The organism is Cognatishimia maritima (assembly GCF_900129685.1).
Classification (GTDB): Bacteria; Pseudomonadota; Alphaproteobacteria; order Rhodobacterales; family Rhodobacteraceae; genus Cognatishimia; species Cognatishimia maritima.
Genome location: NZ_FQWM01000002.1, coordinates 69,684 through 85,813, shown reverse-complemented (window position 1 = coordinate 85,813; position 16,130 = coordinate 69,684). Strand labels below are relative to the sequence as shown.

The 16,130-nt window shown below is 55.4% G+C and carries 14 protein-coding genes and 1 tRNA gene; 11 read left to right on the top strand and 4 right to left on the bottom strand.

Annotated elements, in window-relative coordinates; all coding sequences use genetic code 11:
* Positions 1-212: 212 nt before the first annotated feature.
* The 3 genes from BUA39_RS05805 to BUA39_RS05795 form a co-directional block, all read right to left on the bottom strand.
* On the bottom strand, positions 213-1,175 hold the full coding sequence (locus BUA39_RS05805; protein WP_165610486.1) for a leishmanolysin-related zinc metalloendopeptidase: 963 nt from the start codon (positions 1,173-1,175) through the stop codon (positions 213-215).
* A gap of 293 nt (positions 1,176-1,468) precedes the next feature.
* A complete protein-coding gene (locus BUA39_RS05800) occupies positions 1,469-1,708 on the bottom strand; it encodes a hypothetical protein (protein ID WP_072791893.1) in 240 nt (79 codons plus the stop codon).
* A 58-nt stretch (positions 1,709-1,766) separates the two neighbouring features.
* Positions 1,767-2,006: a hypothetical protein gene (locus BUA39_RS05795; RefSeq protein ID WP_072791891.1), complete on the bottom strand. Its 240-nt coding sequence runs from the start codon at positions 2,004-2,006 to the stop codon at positions 1,767-1,769.
* 456 nt (positions 2,007-2,462) lie between these two features.
* Between BUA39_RS05795 and BUA39_RS05790 the strand changes: the two genes are divergently transcribed.
* The 6 genes from BUA39_RS05790 to BUA39_RS05765 all read left to right on the top strand — a co-directional run bounded on the left by BUA39_RS05790 (position 2,463) and on the right by BUA39_RS05765 (position 7,723).
* A tRNA-Trp gene (locus tag BUA39_RS05790) sits at positions 2,463-2,538 on the top strand.
* Positions 2,539-2,614: 76 nt separating this feature from the next.
* Positions 2,615-3,268 (top strand): CatB-related O-acetyltransferase, encoded by a 654-nt coding sequence (locus BUA39_RS05785; RefSeq protein ID WP_072791890.1) that lies wholly within the window; start codon positions 2,615-2,617, stop codon positions 3,266-3,268.
* 126 nt (positions 3,269-3,394) lie between these two features.
* The gene (locus BUA39_RS05780; RefSeq protein WP_072791888.1) at positions 3,395-5,452 is read left to right on the top strand and encodes a hypothetical protein; all 2,058 of its coding nucleotides are present in this window, start codon (positions 3,395-3,397) and stop codon (positions 5,450-5,452) included.
* 55 nt (positions 5,453-5,507) lie between these two features.
* The gene (secE, locus tag BUA39_RS05775) at positions 5,508-5,702 is read left to right on the top strand and encodes a preprotein translocase subunit SecE (protein ID WP_072791886.1); all 195 of its coding nucleotides are present in this window, start codon (positions 5,508-5,510) and stop codon (positions 5,700-5,702) included.
* Between the two features lie 209 nt (positions 5,703-5,911).
* A complete protein-coding gene (nusG, locus tag BUA39_RS05770; RefSeq protein ID WP_072791885.1) occupies positions 5,912-6,445 on the top strand; it encodes a transcription termination/antitermination protein NusG in 534 nt (177 codons plus the stop codon).
* A 129-nt stretch (positions 6,446-6,574) separates the two neighbouring features.
* Positions 6,575-7,723, top strand: a complete 1,149-nt coding sequence (locus BUA39_RS05765) for an alpha-hydroxy acid oxidase (protein WP_072791883.1) — start codon at positions 6,575-6,577, stop codon at positions 7,721-7,723.
* 56 nt (positions 7,724-7,779) lie between these two features.
* On the opposite strand, the gene BUA39_RS05760 is transcribed toward BUA39_RS05765, so the two are convergent.
* Positions 7,780-8,847 (bottom strand): fatty acid desaturase, encoded by a 1,068-nt coding sequence (locus tag BUA39_RS05760; protein WP_072791882.1) that lies wholly within the window; start codon positions 8,845-8,847, stop codon positions 7,780-7,782.
* 338 nt (positions 8,848-9,185) lie between these two features.
* On the opposite strand from BUA39_RS05760, the gene rplK reads away from it, so the two are divergent.
* The 5 genes from rplK to rpoB all read left to right on the top strand — a co-directional run bounded on the left by rplK (position 9,186) and on the right by rpoB (position 16,084).
* Positions 9,186-9,635 (top strand): 50S ribosomal protein L11, encoded by a 450-nt coding sequence (gene rplK / locus BUA39_RS05755; RefSeq protein ID WP_072791880.1) that lies wholly within the window; start codon positions 9,186-9,188, stop codon positions 9,633-9,635.
* Between the two features lies 1 nt (position 9,636).
* A complete protein-coding gene (rplA, locus tag BUA39_RS05750; RefSeq protein WP_072791879.1) occupies positions 9,637-10,335 on the top strand; it encodes a 50S ribosomal protein L1 in 699 nt (232 codons plus the stop codon).
* Between the two features lie 399 nt (positions 10,336-10,734).
* Positions 10,735-11,253, top strand: a complete 519-nt coding sequence (gene rplJ, locus BUA39_RS05745) for a 50S ribosomal protein L10 (RefSeq protein ID WP_072791877.1) — start codon at positions 10,735-10,737, stop codon at positions 11,251-11,253.
* Positions 11,254-11,328: 75 nt separating this feature from the next.
* Positions 11,329-11,709 (top strand): 50S ribosomal protein L7/L12, encoded by a 381-nt coding sequence (gene rplL, locus BUA39_RS05740; protein ID WP_072791876.1) that lies wholly within the window; start codon positions 11,329-11,331, stop codon positions 11,707-11,709.
* A gap of 238 nt (positions 11,710-11,947) precedes the next feature.
* Complete coding sequence (gene rpoB / locus BUA39_RS05735) at positions 11,948-16,084, top strand: DNA-directed RNA polymerase subunit beta (protein WP_072791874.1); 4,137 nt, start codon at positions 11,948-11,950, stop codon at positions 16,082-16,084.
* Positions 16,085-16,130 lie beyond the last annotated feature (46 nt).

Here is a 16,130-nt window from a genome sequence, read left to right as displayed (position 1 = left end):
TGTTGTTTCCAAGATCGTTGAGTAATTTGCAGACGGTGGGGTAACACCCCACCCGACGCAAGACTTACGGAAAGGCCTCCCGAAAGGGGGGCCTTTTTGCTTTGGTAAACCTGTAGGGTGGGCTTTTAGCCCACCAAACAACCGCCAACCCACCAAGCAAAAAGGCCACTCAAATGAGCGGCCTTTCGTAGAGGTTACGTCCTCGCAGCGGTTTAGGCGAAGTTGATCGTGTCCAAACCCACAAAGGCGGGGTCGAGCACATAGCCAATGTCAGCAAGCGACGCCAGAGACCAGTCTGACAGATAATTTGCGCCAGACCAGACGCCGGTTTCGGGGTCTTCATACCCGATATAGCCTGTCATCAATTCCAGCATGTAGGTTTCTTCGTCCCAGTGGCCGCCTGCTGTGCCAGCCCCGCCGTCGGTTTCGACAAACAGGAAAGCATCACCATATTCACCAAGGGCGTTTTCGCCCACATAGAGGCTCTCAATAATATCATCGATTGGGCGTTTTGTTCCATTGTCATCGATGACAACCGTCTGCACGAGATTATTGTAGTCCCACAATGTGCCAAAGCCGAGGACGTGCAGCATTTCATGCAGCACGATATCGTCAAAGTAGCCGTTTGCATCGTAGGCTTGGGCGTCCGCAACATCAAACTCCATGATGCCTTCGATCGGGAGATAATTTGCGGTGCGCACGACTGTTGGACCCGCTTGTCCCAGAACACCGCCTGTGCCGTCGATGTCGGCGAGGCTTGCTTGGATCACGACATCGTCGATCAGTTCACCGTTGTAGGTCACATCGGCTAGGTCACCTGCGATCACTGTGGAAAGGTAGTCCGCCGATGCAATGAACGCTGCCTTCAGGTTGTCGGGCCATTCACCGACAAACTCGATGGTGATGTTGTATTCTTGGCTGTCGTCTACGTTTGGGTCGCCACTGGTATAGGTGTCGGTCACCGTTGGTGTGCCGCCGCCGTCGCCCGTATCGCCGCCCGGTTTTCCCTTGCCATTTCCGCCCTTCGCATCCAATGACTTGTCTATGACCGTATAGTCATGCGGAGCAGAGAATTGTCCTGTGCCTGCATTGCTCTCATGGCCCTGCAGCACTGCACCATTTCCGCCGCCGCTGCTTACGAAAGTTACAAAATCGCTCGAGTTTGCCGCGCTCATCTGAGGCTCCTTTGGTTCTGCTTGTGCAAGCATAGTCATGTGCAAGGGTGTGTTGCAATTGGGGCGTAACACCTGCGGCAAAATTGTGGTGAAAAAATGGCAAAAATATAGCGAATGCGCGCTGTTCCTCTGGAAAGACTATTTCGAAAAAGGAAACAAGTCGGGGGACGACATCGCGGATATATGAAAAACCAACACCGCGAAACACAAGAAAGGCGGCCTATGGGCCGCCTTCTTTTATGGACCCGCGCTATCTTGGGAGGAGAGAAAGCGCGGGTTATGGGCAGGTCATCTTAGTTCAGGTGCTTCAGCAGCGAACGAACCTGCGCTTGGGTTTGAACAAAGCTGTCATCGCCATCGTCGTTGATGGTGTTCACGATGTGGGCAATTGCTGCGTCAGAGTAGCCGGACAGGTCTGCTTCAGGTGCGAACTGTTTGATGGTGTTCTCATATGCAGAGGCTGCGCCCATTGCAGAAGCTGCGCCGGTCAGAACGACAAGAGCGGCTGCGGAGGTTGCGAGAATACGTTTCATAATGATTTTCCTTTTCAGTCGGTTTTCAGTTTGGATTTCAGTCTTAGGGGAGGGGGGATTAGTTCAGGTGCTTCAGCAGCGAACGAACCTGCGCTTGGGTTTGCACAAAGCTGTCATCGCCATCGTCGTTGATGGTGTTCACGATGTGGGCAATTGCTGCGTCAGAGTAGCCGGACAGGTCTGCTTCTGGTGCGAACTGTTTGATGGTGTTCTCATATGCAGAGGCTGCGCCCATTGCGGAGGCTGCGCCGGTCAGAACAACAAGTGCGGCTGCGGAAGTTGCGATAATGCGTTTCATTTCTTTCCCTTTCAGGTCTGTGTTTCATGTGTGTCGTCGTCAGCTGTCGTGCTGACACCAAGCAAATTAGGGATGCCGCAGAGCCGTTTGAATTCACGAAATTGCACACGGCGGATCACGCATTTCTGCCTTGAAAGGAGATATATCGAAACAGGTGTCTGTGCATTGCTGCAAGGGCGCTGTGCGCGTCATAAAACAAAGGGGAAAGCAGCGCTCAGCGGCGTGTCTTGACGCGAGTTCTCCGCGAGTTTCAGGGGCAATTTTCAAGCTGAAATATGTGCGTCACAAAAATGTGCACCGCCGATTGTCAGCTATTGTTTCAGCCCACTCACGGAACCGAAAGCGCAAGTAGGCCGTCACGTGTTCCGGCGTGACCATTTCGTGAGTGAAATTCGGGGTCTATGTGATTTTTACCTTGCACCCGCACTGAGTCTCTCTTAATCCAAGCGTCACCTTAGGGGTATAGCTCAGCTGGTAGAGCGACGGTCTCCAAAACCGTAGGTCGCGGGTTCGAACCCTGCTGCCCCTGCCAATATCTTCTTCGGAGTAAGGACCTTGATTATTACGATCTGATCGAATTTTCCTTAAATTCTGAACGGAGCGTTATCATGCCTTTTCCTTCCCCCGATACTTTTCACCCGATCAAACTCCCAGATGGCACCGTCCATAAGGGCACAGTGTTTCTGAAAGCGGCGTTGGAACATCCGCGCATTGAAGTGGGTGACTATACCTATATGTCCGCGCATCAGCCGTTGATCGACCCAAGCGACATCGCCCAGAGGCTTGCGCCTTATCTTTGGGACTTTGCACCAGAGAAACTGGTGATCGGGAAATTCTGTCAGATTGCGCATGGCGTGGAGTTCATCACCGCCTCGGCCAATCACCGCATGGACGGGCTGTCGACCTTTCCTTTCTTGGTGTTCGGCGGTGGCTGGGAGGGGCGGGCGAGCATGCCTGAGCCCGGTCAAGACACGGTTGTTGGGCATGATGTGTGGCTGGGAACCGGTGCCAAGATCATGCCAGGTGTGACCATCGGCGATGGCGTGATCATTGCTGCGGGTGCGGTTGTGACGCGAGATGTGCCACCCTACAGCATCGTCGGCGGCAACCCGGCCCGTGTGATACGGCGCAGGCTAGATGATGCGGACGCAACGCGTATGCAGCGCATTGCTTGGTGGGATTGGCCGATTGACGTGATCACCCAGCATGAGGTGGAAATCTGTGGCACAGATCTGTCTGCGCTAGAGGCCGTGGGGCGTTAATCCCCAGCGACAAGCGTCAACAATTCATGGCGCTTTTCTTGGGGTGCCGCTTGGCCGTGTGGGCAGTGGCCCAAAACCGCCATCTTTCCTCCCTATTTCGGGCCAACTGAGTCTTAGAGTTATGCAATGTCTCGCGCGTCTCCGCGCGCGCGTCTGTTGGGCGATCTGAGAGCAGACTGGGATATTGAACTGGGATTTTCGATGAAGGATCAAGACGAGGAGCTGTCACACCCGGCTCCGATGTTGGACAGAGAATTGAGTCAAGATACGCTCCTGGCAATCAAGGCGATTGTTCAGGGCAAAGAGCCTGTCATCCCAAAATCAAGCAATCCTCCGCCGCCGCCACCTCTGGCAGCGCCGCCCGTGCATGGCGTGTCAAACCACAAGCGTCCCGCTTGGCAGGCCAAACAAGAAGGCGCGCGGTTTGCGCCGAAAGAGCCAGCCAGCTTGCGTCCTCCTGAGCCGCAGCCGGTCAGCGAAGTCACTGTTGCGGAAAAAACGGCACCAAAGCCTGCGCCGCAAAAGCCCGCACCTCAAAAACCTGCGGCTGCCGCTCTGCCTGAAACGGGTGTGCCCGCAGACGATTTGCTGCACAGCGCCTCGCAGAAGCCGGTGTCTTTGGACTCCAAAGGAAATGAAACGCCAGAACCGCAGCCAAAACCGCGACTGAAAGCAAAGCCCTCGACGGACCGGAATGTCGTGTTGGATGTCGTTCCGCACGAAGGGGCCCTTGTGGCTGGGCCACTCTTGCCGTCTGATACGGCCATTCAGGAAGAACCCCGCGACGATGCGGATGAAGCGACAGCGTCTGAGCCCCTAGCTGACAATCAGGCAGACGTCTCTGGGCCCGTGTCCGTGACGGAGACTTTCTCAGAAGTTCCCCTTCACACGGAGACAGATCATCCTGAAACGACTTCTGTCGAAGTCGCTGAGCCGGCCAAGCCAGGTTCGGCACAGGATGACGGTCAGGAAGTAAAGTTTGAGACGGTCGATGATCAAGGCGACTGGGGTTTCGATATTGCAGAGTTCGAAGCTTGTGTTGACTCTCAATCAGAGCCAGAGCCAGAGCCAGAGCCAGAGGTCCAACTGGACCTCGCACCTGAGGTGGAAATCGTTCCAGAATCGGAAGTTGAAACGGCGCACAATAGCACAGCGGTCGCTGAAAACGCGGCTGAGCCAGAGCCTAACCCTGTTGAGAACAGTGAAAGCGAGGCCGCCCCTGCGGATGAGTTTGAGACGTCAAGTGCAGAGTTACTAAAGCCAGAACCCGAAACCGTCGAAACTGCTGAGACGACCACAGTGATCGAACCGCAGGTCGTAGAGGCTCCCAGAGCGCCTGAGGACGCGGCTCCGGATGACATCAAGAATGTCAGCGATTTGGCAGCCAACAATTTCGGCGAATTCGAAGATCAATCTGTGTCGGATGCTGAAACAGCCGAGAAAGCCATTTTTGCTGCCGCCGAAGTCATCGAAGAACCTGCAAACAACGCGCAGCGCGCCAACATACCGACAAGCGATGCAGGGTCGGACGCAGAGATCGAAGATGCCGTTCATGGCTTGATCGCAGAGCACCCAGCGCTCGATGAAGAAAAGCCATCTATCACAGACACTGAGAAGGCGGGACAGGAAACCCTCGCGACGGAAAACGTCGAAGCCACCGTATCCGCTGTGCTGACCGAAGATAAGATTAAGGTCAAAAAGCCAAGCCGTCTGTCATTGTTTGTCTCGCGCCAAGCAAGGCGTCTGTGGGCGAAGATTCTGCAGATCATTCCTGATGATGAAACCCTGATCCGCGTCTGCACACCGCGTCGTGTGGCCGTTGCGCTGATCCTTTTCTCGGTCATCATCGAACCTTGGTTCTTTCCAACGGTCCTCGTTCTGGCCCTATTCTTTGGCAGCCTTATCGGCATCTTGATGGGGCCTGATCGCATTCATCACTACGCAGAACTTGGGTGGAAACGGTATGAACGCAAGCGGCCCGAAAAGGCGCTGGAGTTGCGCAACAAAGCCATGGACCGGCTGGAACGCTGGCAGGCCGTGGCTGACCGCCTACCGTCGCGCTGGACGCAAGGCTTACACCTGCCGCAATTCCAGACCGATGAAGAACGCGCCGCCGCGGAATGTGCCTATGCCAACCGCATGGCACGTATTGCCCGCGAAGAGAGCCGCAAAAGCTACTCTTGAAATCAGGCGTTTTGCGGCGTATGTCAGCCCCTGATCCTATCAAAGAAGACACATCATGGCCCGTACCAACCCAGCTCAGTTTATTCAGCAGACCCGCGCGGAGATCTCTAAGGTCGTTTGGCCAACCCGTCGCGAGGTTATCCTGACCACCATCATGGTCTTCATTATGGCTGCACTGACTGCGATTTTCTTTTCTTTGGTAGACATTGGAATCCGCAGCGCGCTTGAGGCGATCCTGAACGCCTTCTAAGACCACAAGGCGGGCAGGGCTCTCCGACAAAGCTCTTGAATTCGCCCGCCGTCCCCGGTAGGTCACACGGTACTTTCGAAGAGGCGCGCGGCGATTCGTTTTGCGCGCCGATTTTTTGTTTCGGAGGGGGCGCATTCGGAAACGCGATGACGCCCAAAATGTTAAAAGAATGTCGGCAATAGGCCGATTGGACGGGAAAGAACGATCATATGGCAAAGCGTTGGTACTCTGTTAGCGTCCTCTCAAATTTTGAGAAGAAGATCGCCGAGCAGATCCGCCAGTCCGCCGAAGAAAGCGGCCTTCAGGATCAGATCGAAGAAGTGCTTGTGCCGACCGAAGAGGTCATCGAAGTACGTCGCGGCAAGAAAGTCACCACCGAACGCCGCTTTATGCCGGGCTATGTTCTTGTCCGCATGGAAATGAGCGACCAAGGCTATCACCTGATCAGCTCCATCAACCGCGTGACCGGCTTCCTTGGTCCACAGGGCCGTCCAATGCCGATGCGCGACGCCGAAGTTCAGGCGATCTTGGGCCGCGTGGCAGAGGGCGAAGAAGCACCGAAGCTGATGATCCGTTTCGAAGTGGGCGAGAAGGTCAAGGTCAACGACGGTCCGTTTGAAGGCTTTGACGGTATGGTTGAAGAGGTGGACGACGACAACCAGCGCCTGAAAGTCACCGTTTCCATCTTTGGCCGCGAAACGCCGGTTGAGTTGGAATACACGCAGGTGTCCAAGCAGGGCTAAGATCGCCAAGCGCACTTGCTGCAGAATTTGACAAAGCCGTCCTTCCCGGGCGGCTTTTTTTGTTGTGCCGCCTGTGGAAGTGTGTAAAACCCAAAATTGGTAAAGTAAAGTTACCAATATGGAGGATTCATGCGCCTGACCGACTGCCACAACTTTGGCGACTTCCGCCGCCTCGCAAAGAAACGCCTGCCATCGCCGGTCTTTCATTACATCGACGGGGCCGCCGACGATGAGATCACCTATCGGCGCAACACAAGTTCCTTCGACGACGTTGATCTGGTGCCTAATGTCCTCGCCGGTGTCGAAACCGTCGACATGAGTGTCGAGGTGATGGGGCAGAAGATGGACATGCCGCTTTACTGCGCCCCAACGGCTTTGCAGCGGTTGTTCCATTATGAAGGCGAGCGCGCCGTGGCTCGCGCTGCGACCAAACACGGCACGATGTTTGGCGTGTCGTCCTTGGCAACGGTTTCTGTGGAAGAGATCGAAAAGCTGGCACCCGGTCCCAAGATGTTTCAATTCTATTTCCATAAAGACCGTGGTTTAAATGACGCTTTGCTGGAACGCGCAAGGGCCGCAAACTTCCAAGTCATGGCACTGACCGTCGACACCATCACCGGTGGCAACCGGGAACGTGACCTGCGCACGGGGTTCACATCACCACCCCGCATCACGCCAGCGTCGGCGATCAGCTATGCACTACACCCCGGCTGGGCGTGGAACTATTTCACCAAAGAAAAATTCGACATGCCGCATCTGTCGGGCCATGTCAGCGCTGGCACCAACCTTGCGATGTCGATCGGTGACTATTTCGGCTCGATGCTGGATCAGTCGATGAACTGGGACGATGCCGAAAAGCTTTGCGCCAAATGGAACGGTCAATTTGCGCTGAAGGGCATTATGAGTGTCGAGGACGCCAAACGCGCCGTCGACATTGGCTGCACAGGCATCATGGTATCAAACCACGGCGGGCGTCAGTTGGACGGCAGCCGCGCGCCCTTCGATCAACTTGCTGAAATCTGTGACGCCGTGGGCGACAAGATCGACGTGATTTGCGAAGGCGGCATCCAGCGTGGCACGCACGTGCTGAAAGCGCTGTCCGTTGGGGCCAAAGCCTGTTCCGGTGGGCGTATGTATCTTTATGCCCTTGCGGCCGCAGGGCAAGCTGGCGTCGAAAGGGTGCTTGGCAATATGCGCACCGAGATTGAGCGCGACATGAAGCTGATGGGGGTCACTAGCCTAGATCAGCTGTCGCGCGCGAACCTGCGCTACCGCTAAAGTAAGACAACGCGCCATTCCTGTTTTGGCGCGTTGTTGTTTTGTACGATGCGGAATTAAGCCACGTTCAGCAGCTTCTCGCGTCGCAGGGCGTTTCGGTATTTCTCATCATGTCGCATCAAGAGGTCATGCACCCATTTGTGCTCGGCCTCCGGGATGTTCGGAAACAGGTGATGGATGACGTGATATGCGTCATTTTTGGGGTGGATCAGCAGGCGGTGTAGCCAACCATCGTTGGTGTAGGTGGTTTCAAATTCCGTGCCGCCAGCCTCGTAATCATGTTCTTCGGATTCCGCGATCGACCGGATCACCGGCAAAAAGACCATCGCTGGCAGAACCCAGAACAGCACCCAGCCAAAGACGGCCAGCGCCATGCCGGTTTTCAGCGTGAAGCCCATGCCCAGCACCAGCAAACAAGACAGCGGCGTGACAAGAACCAAGCTGTGCCACGAGATAAAGATCGCCCACTGAATGATCGATTGGCTACCGATTTCTTTGTAATAGGCAGCGTTGTAGCCGGGCAGCCAACGGATGACGGCGCGGGTGATTTTCCAATGGGTCGACAGGTCAATGTCCGAAATACCCATCGCCGCGAACCGTTGTCGGCACGGATCACTATGCGACCCATAATGGCCGTGATGCACACGATGCGAGCGCCAATAGGATGTCACAGAACTCAGCACTGGCGCGCCAACAAAGATGTCAGCTAAGAAATTGTTCAGGCGCGGTCTGGAACGGACCCAGGTCAGATGCGAGGCGTCGTGCACCATGATCTCAATCCCGCGCAGCTGCCGCGCAATGGCGATACAAGCCATAAGGTACAGAAGAACGCTCAACACCGTCTGCGCAAAAGCGGGCAGGGCGGAACTCTGGACGGAAAGAATGGCGGCAACTGTCAGTGCGCCGATGGCGGGAATGCTTGCCACGGTCAGCGCCGCTTCCCGCATGCGCTGAAAGGGGCGGCAAGCCTCGGCTTCTTTTAACGTTGCGCGCACCTCGGCAGGCAGATGCCGGGTGTCATATCCACGTTTGTAGCGGCGTTTTGGTTGATGAGATTGCGTTTCAATTGATGTCGCATCCTGCATTGAAATGAATGCGGCGCGCTCGTTGTTCAGATCGTTCAATGGTCTGATCCTCTATTTCGGGAGACCAAGCACACGTGACGGACGCCCAAAAGCGCCCAATTTGCGGAAAATTGTGCGCTCAGCCCGCCCCCAGGTTGAAAGTGCCTGTTCCGCTGCAGGCCTAGCTTGTTGTATCCTGCAACCCTGTCGTGTGCCCATTTCTTTTTCTGGTTGTTTATTTCTCAGGCACTTGCCAAACGCTTCTGGCAGGTTTAAAGCCCCGCCATCGTCTTAGGGCGAGAGTCTCTCGTGGGAGATTCGGAGATCGCGATCTTCGGTCGGACCACGCAACATAAACCGGGCGGAACGCGTTCCGTCTCAGTTGAAAGGAAAACCAAATGGCTAAGAAGCTTGCTGGTACAATGAAGCTGCAGATTCCTGCAGGCAAAGCAAACCCATCCCCACCTGTGGGTCCAGCGCTGGGTCAGCGCGGAATCAACATCATGGAATTCTGCAAGGCGTTCAACGCCAAGACGCAGGAGATGGAATCAGGTGCGCCTTGCCCAACCGTCATCACCTACTATCAGGACAAGTCCTTCACCATGGACATCAAGACGCCTCCTGCGTCTTACTACCTGAAAAAAGCGGCTGGCCTGAAGCCAGTTGGTAAGCGGAACCGTCCTCGTGGTGCAGAAAACCCAGGCCGTGAAACCGTTGCAAGCGTTTCCGTGAAACAGGTTCGTGAAATCGCCGAAGCGAAGATGAAAGACCTGACCGCAAACGACGTTGAAGCAGCAATGCAGATCATCATGGGCTCTGCACGCTCCATGGGCATCGAGGTGAAATAAGATGGCGAAACTCGGTAAACGTACCCGCGCAGCCCGCGAAGCATTTTCTGGCAAGCACAACGTTTCTGTTGAAGAAGCGGTGGCGCTGGTCAAAGGCAACGCAAAAGCAAAATTCGACGAGACTGTAGAAATCGCAGTGTGCCTGGGTGTTGACCCACGTCACGCGGACCAAATGGTGCGCGGTGTGGTTGGCCTGCCAAACGGCACCGGTAAATCCGTGCGCGTTGCAGTCTTCGCTCGCGGCCCAAAAGCAGAAGAAGCGCAAGCAGCAGGTGCCGACATCGTTGGCGCAGAAGACCTGATGGAAACCATTCAGGGCGGCAAGATCGAATTTGATCGCTGCATCGCGACCCCAGACATGATGCCAATCGTTGGCCGTCTGGGTAAAGTGCTTGGCCCACGCAACCTGATGCCAAACCCAAAAGTTGGCACCGTGACAATGGACGTGAAGGCGGCTGTCGAAGCGGCCAAAGGCGGCGAAGTTCAGTTCAAAGCTGAAAAAGCCGGTGTTGTACACGCAGGCGTTGGCAAAGCGTCCTTCGGTGAAGACAAGCTGGTCGAAAACGTCCGCGCCTTCATGGAAGCGGTCCTGAAAGCCAAGCCAACCGGCGCAAAAGGTGCTTACGTCAAGAAAGTTGCCCTGAGCTCTACAATGGGCCCAGGCGTCTCCATCGACGTGGACAACGCAGCAGCGCAGTAAGCTGCATGCATTAGGAATTCGAGAAGGCGTCCGCATCGCGGGCGCCTTTTCTGTTCAGATGAGGACAATTGTTCTAAGCTAACTGAGCGCTCAAAGTGAACACGCTGCGGCAATGGGCGAATTTGCGCCAGTTGCCTCTTGCCCTCACTTCCATTCCCCACTAAATGACACCCCTACAGACCAGCGTGCGATTCTTCGTGCGCTGTTTTGTATTTCGTCCAAGACGGTGAGTGTGGGTTGCCCACTTAATTTCTTGCCTGAGACGGGAAAGACCAGATTATTCCGGGGTGTTTCCTCGGGTGATTTTGGCTCAGCCCCGTGTTGCGGACCTGAACGCCGGGCTGATGTCCGGCAAATATGAGCCGGAGGACGTAAGTCTTCCAAATTTGGAGTGAAACTGTGGATAGAGCACAAAAAGAGAAGGTAGTCGAGGAACTCGGCCAAATCTTTGAAAGCTCTGGCGTTGTAGTGGTTGCTCACTACGCGGGTCTCACTGTTGCTGACATGCAGAACCTGCGCGCGAAAGCTCGCGAAAATGGTGCTGCAGTTCGCGTTGCCAAGAACCGGCTCGCCAAAATCGCCCTAGAAGGAAAGCCTTGCGAAAGCATGAGCGAATACCTGACGGGTATGACCGTTCTGACCTACTCTGAAGATCCTGTTGCAGCGGCTAAAGTTGCAGAAGACTTCGCAAAAGAGAACAGCACCTACGAGATCCTCGGTGGTGCAATGGGTGAGAACGCTCTGGATCGTGCTGGCGTTGAAGCTGTGTCCAAGATGCCATCTCGCGAGGAGCTCATTGCTTCTATCGTGGGCTGCATCGGCGCACCTGCTGCAAACATCGCTGGCGCAATTGGCGCACCTGCTTCGAACATCGCGAGCATTCTGTCTACCATCGAAGAAAAGGCAGAAGCTGCGTAAGCAACTTGTTGAGAGCCGCGTGAGGGTAATTGCCTGAACGTTGGAACACACATCTTATAACGGAAAGAGTCTAAAATGGCTGATCTGAAAGCACTTGCAGAAAGCATCGTGGGTCTGACCCTGCTGGAAGCACAAGAACTGAAAACCATCCTCAAAGACGAGTACGGCATCGAGCCGGCTGCTGGTGGCGCTGTTATGGTAGCGGGCGCAGCAGGCGACGCAGGTGGCGCAGCTGAGGAAGAGAAAACTGAATTTGACGTCATTCTGAAAGCCGCAGGCGACAAGAAAATCAACGTCATCAAAGAAGTCCGCGGCATCACTGGCCTGGGCCTCAAAGAAGCAAAAGAGCTGGTCGAAGCAGGCGGCAAAGCCGTTAAAGAAGGCGTCGACAAAGCAGAAGCAGAAGACATCAAAGCGAAGCTGGAAGCAGCTGGCGCAGAAGTCGAGCTTAAGTAATCAATTCCGGGGTAATCCCGGAAATGATGTGAGGCAGGGCACGGATTTCCGTGCCCTGCCGAACCTGTCTTAGAAAGGCCCTTTCGAGGAAGGGGTTTTTCTAGGACGAGGTTTACGGATCGGGAGGCCTCTGGTGGGACAGGGCCGGGAATTGATCCAATCGTCTGTCTCGAAAGGGAACGGTGCCGGGGCCCGACGGCATGCTGACCCGATGAGAAATTGAAAGGTGTCATCGAACATGGCTCAAACTTTTCTTGGCCAGAAACGCTTGCGCAAGTATTTCGGCAAAATCCGCGAAGTGCTGGAGATGCCGAACCTGATTGAGGTTCAAAAGTCCTCTTACGATCTTTTCCTTCGCTCCGGCGATGCAGAAATGCCCCTTGATGGCGAAGGCATCAAAGGTGTGTTCCAATCGGTTTTCCCGATTAAAGATTTCAACGAAAACTCCATTCTGGAATTCGTCAACTACGAGCTGGAAAAGCCGAAGTATGACGTCGAAGAATGTATGCAACGCGACATGACTTATTCAGCGCCGCTGAAGGTCACTCTGCGTTTGATCGTGTTTGATATCGACGAAGATACCGGCGCGAAATCCGTCAAAGACATCAAAGAACAAGACGTGTTCATGGGCGATATGCCTCTGATGACGCCAAACGGCACCTTTGTCGTGAACGGCACCGAACGCGTGATCGTTTCTCAGATGCACCGGTCGCCTGGCGTGTTCTTTGACCACGACAAGGGCAAAACCCATTCGTCCGGCAAACTGCTGTTTGCTTGCCGCATCATTCCATACCGCGGCTCTTGGCTGGACTTCGAGTTTGACGCCAAAGACATCGTGTTCGCACGTATCGACCGCCGCCGTAAACTGCCTGTGACAACCCTGCTGTATGCGCTGGGTCTGGATCAGGAAGGCATCTGCGATGCCTACTATGACACCGTTGATTACAAACTGGACAAGAACAAAGGTTGGGTCACCAAGTTCTTCCCAGAGCGCGTGCGCGGCACGCGTCCAGCCTATGACTTGGTTGATGCAGCATCCGGCGAAGTGATTGCTGAAGCGGGCAAGAAAGTGACACCGCGCGCGGTCAAGAAATTGATCGAAGCGGGCGAAGTCACTGAACTGCTGCTGCCTTACGATCAGATCGTTGGCAAATTTGTTGCGAAAGACATCATCAACGAAGAAACCGGCGCGATCTATGTCGAAGCGGGCGATGAGCTGACGTTCGAATACGACAAAGAGGGCGACATCATTGGCGGTAGCGTCAAAGAACTGCTGGATGCGGGCATCACCGAAATCCCAGTTCTGGACATCGACAACGTCAACGTCGGTCCGTACATCCGCAATACGCTGGCGCAAGATAAGAACATGAACCGCGAAACCGCGCTCATGGATATCTACCGCGTTATGCGTCCGGGTGAGCCACCCACCGTCGAAGCGGCCTCTGCGCTGTTTGACACGCTGTTCTTTGATTCCGAGCGTTACGACCTGTCTGCGGTCGGCCGTGTGAAAATGAACATGCGTCTGGCTTTGGATGCAGAAGACACCCAGCGTACCCTGCGCAAAGAAGACATCATTGCCTGCATCAAGGCGCTGGTGGAACTGCGCGACGGCAAGGGCGACATCGACGACATCGACCACCTCGGCAACCGTCGTGTGCGTTCCGTTGGCGAGTTGATGGAAAACCAATACCGTGTGGGCCTGTTGCGCATGGAGCGCGCGATCAAAGAGCGTATGTCCTCTGTTGAGATCGACACGGTCATGCCGCAGGACCTGATCAACGCGAAACCAGCAGCGGCGGCTGTCCGTGAATTCTTCGGCTCTTCGCAGCTGTCTCAATTCATGGACCAAACCAACCCGCTGTCTGAGGTGACGCACAAACGTCGTCTTTCGGCGCTTGGCCCAGGCGGTTTGACCCGCGAACGTGCTGGCTTTGAGGTGCGCGACGTGCACCCAACCCACTACGGTCGTATGTGTCCGATTGAAACGCCGGAAGGTCCAAACATTGGTCTGATCAACTCTCTGGCGACCTTTGCGCGTGTCAACAAATACGGCTTCATCGAAACACCTTATCGTAAGGTTGTTGACGGTCAGGTCACCGATGAGGTGAACTACATGTCCGCAACCGAAGAGATGCGCCACACCGTCGCTCAGGCGAACGCGCAGCTCGACGAAGACGGCAAGTTCGTGAATGAAATGGTGAACACCCGTCAGGCGGGCGATTACACCATGGCAGCCGTTGGCAACGTTGACCTGATTGACGTTTCGCCAAAGCAGTTGGTGTCCGTCGCGGCATCCCTGATCCCGTTCCTTGAAAACGACGACGCGAACCGCGCCCTGATGGGCTCGAACATGCAACGTCAGGCGGTTCCGCTGCTGCGCGCAGAGGCACCACTGGTCGGGACAGGTATCGAAGGCAAAGTGGCGATCGACTCCGGTGCGGCGATCCAGGCGAAACGCTCTGGTATCATCGACCAGGTGGATGCGCAGCGTATCGTTGTCCGCGCAACCTCCGATCTGGAATTGGGTGACGCTGGCGTTGACATCTATCGTCTGCGCAAGTTCCAGCGTTCCAACCAGAACACCTGCATCAACCAGCGTCCGCTGGTGAAAGTGGGTGACCTTGTTGTGAAAGGCGAAGTCATTGCTGATGGTCCGTCCACCGATATGGGTGAACTGGCGCTTGGTAAAAACGTTGTCGTCGCCTTCATGCCTTGGAACGGCTACAACTACGAAGACTCCATCCTGATCTCTGAACGCATTGCGCGGGACGACGTGTTTACCTCTGTGCACATCGAAGAATTCGAAGTCGCAGCCCGTGACACGAAACTTGGGCCAGAGGAAATCACGCGCGACATTCCAAACGTCGGTGAAGAAGCGCTGCGCAACCTCGACGAGGCGGGCATCGTTTACATCGGCGCGGACGTAGAGCCGGGCGACATTCTGGTCGGTAAGATCACACCGAAGGGCGAAAGCCCAATGACGCCAGAAGAAAAACTTCTGCGCGCCATCTTTGGTGAGAAAGCCTCTGACGTGCGCGACACATCTCTGCGTGTGAAGCCAGGTGACTTCGGGACTGTTGTCGAAGTGCGTGTTTTCAACCGCCACGGCGTTGAAAAAGACGAACGTGCGCTGCAGATCGAGCGCGAAGAAGTGGAAGCACTGGCGCGTGACCGTGACGACGAGCTGGCGATCCTGGATCGCAACATCTATGCCCGTCTGCGCGATCTGATCATCGGCAAAGTTGCTGTGAAAGGCCCGAAAGGCGTCAAGGCGAACTCTGAAATCACCGAGGACCTGCTGTCTATGCTGACACGCGGTCAATGGTGGCAGCTGGCGTTGAAAGACGAAAGCGACGCTCAGATCGTTGAAGCGCTGCACGAACAGTACGAAGCACAGAAACGTGCATTGGACGCGCGCTTTGAAGACAAGGTCGAAAAAGTCCGCCGTGGCGACGATCTGCCTCCGGGTGTGATGAAGATGGTCAAAGTCTTTATCGCGGTGAAGCGTAAGCTGCAGCCGGGCGATAAGATGGCGGGTCGTCACGGGAACAAAGGTGTTATTTCCAAGGTTGTACCGATGGAAGACATGCCGTTCCTTGCAGACGGTACACCTGTTGACTTCTGTCTGAACCCACTGGGCGTTCCGTCCCGTATGAACGTTGGTCAGATCCTTGAAACCCACATGGGCTGGGCAGCCCGCGGTCTGGGGATCAAGATCGATGACGCTCTGCAGGACTACCGCCGCACAGGTGATTTGACCCCGGTTCGCGAAGCCATGGCGCATGCCTATGGCGAAGATGTCTACAACGAAGGCATCGCGGGCATGGAAGAAGGTCAGCTGATCGAAGCAGCGGGCAACGTGACCCGTGGTGTGCCAATCGCGACACCGGTCTTTGACGGCGCGAAAGAGGGCGACGTTAATGACGCTCTGGTCCGTGCTGGCTTTGACCAATCCGGTCAGTCCATCCTGTTTGACGGTCGTACCGGTGAACAGTTTGCACGTCCTGTGACTGTGGGTGTGAAATACCTGCTGAAACTGCACCACCTTGTGGATGACAAAATCCACGCGCGTTCCACTGGTCCATACTCGCTGGTTACTCAGCAGCCATTGGGCGGTAAAGCGCAGTTCGGTGGTCAGCGTTTCGGGGAAATGGAGGTCTGGGCTCTGGAAGCTTACGGCGCTGCATACACCCTGCAGGAAATGCTCACCGTTAAGTCGGACGACGTCGCGGGCCGGACCAAGGTCTATGAAAGCATCGTCAAGGGCGAAGACAACTTCGAAGCGGGCATCCCAGAGAGCTTTAACGTTCTCGTGAAAGAAGTCCGCGGTCTCGGCCTGAATATGGAACTCCTGGATGCGGAGGTTGAGGAATAAACGGCAGATTGCCGGGCTGAAGCCCGGCCTACCGATTATCTCCGGC